This window comes from Barnesiella sp. CU968, from assembly GCF_905219685.1.
GTDB lineage: Bacteria > Bacteroidota > Bacteroidia > Bacteroidales > Muribaculaceae > Lepagella > Lepagella muris_A.
On the sequence record NZ_CAJMXD010000602.1, the window covers coordinates 1 to 1026 of the forward strand.

General features: G+C 50.2%; 2 protein-coding genes. Both read left to right on the forward strand.

The genetic code is table 11. From position 1 onward, the window contains the following. The coding region (locus JX312_RS13960; protein ID WP_204458525.1) for an FKBP-type peptidyl-prolyl cis-trans isomerase at positions 1–568 on the forward strand (568 nt) is incomplete at its 5' end. Position 569: 1 nt separating this feature from the next. After that, positions 570–1026, forward strand: a 457-nt coding sequence (locus tag JX312_RS14275; RefSeq protein ID WP_204458526.1) for an FKBP-type peptidyl-prolyl cis-trans isomerase, incomplete at its 3' end; no start/stop codon positions are given.

Genomic DNA, 1026 nt, shown 5'->3' on the forward strand with positions numbered 1-1026 from the left:
GGGTCTTGCAATGGGAAAACAATTGCAGGCAATGGGTGTGAAAGAAATAAATTCAGAGGAATTCAAGGATGGAGTGAAGGTCGCTTTCGATGGCGGCGAACCCAAAATGCCAGTGGAAGAGGCACAGAAACTTATCAACGACTATCTTCAGGATCTTGAGAAGAAAGCTGAGGCTATGGCTCGCGAAGAGGGTGAGAAATTCCTTGCAGAGAACGGCAAGAAAGAGAATGTGCGCTCTACAGCAAGCGGTCTGCAGTATGTAGTGGAGAAAGAGGGTGACGGCGCACAGCCTTCGGCATCTGATGAGGTCACTGTGCATTACACAGGCAAGCTCCTCAACGGCACGGTCTTTGACAGTTCTGTCAACCGCGGTGAACCCGCCACATTCCCCCTTAACCGCGTTATTCCCGGTTGGACAGAGGGTGTTCAGCTTATGAGGGAAGGCGCGAAATATACATTCTTCATTCCGTCGGATCTCGCATATGGAGCAGGTGGCGTGCCGAATGTGATTCCTCCTCATTCAACCCTGATTTTCGAGGTAGAACTCATCAAGGTAAACAAAAAATAGTATGAAGAAATTTTTTTATGCAGCATTGGCGATCGGCGCGGTTGCGATGATTGCCTCGTGTAAGAAGACTGCGGAAAAGAATGCCGACACACAGTCAGACAGCGCAGTGGTGGAGGTAGTTGACGAGGTTGTGACAGATTCTGTGGCAGATCGCTTCCGCAATCCTGAATATCAGGCGGAGTTCGCTACTGATTCAACTTATGTACGTACGCCATCCGGTCTTAAATACATGATCGAGAAGGAGGGCACAGGCGCAACGCCGGGTGCTACGGATCAGGTCACGGTGCATTACACCGGTCGTCTGCTTGACGGTTCTGTATTTGACAGTTCTGTTATGCGCGGCGAGCCTGCCACATTCCCCCTCAATGGTGTCATAGCAGGTTGGACAGAGGGTCTGCAGCTTATGAAGGAGGGTTCGAAATATGTCTTCTATATTCCTTCTGACCTTGCTTTTGGCG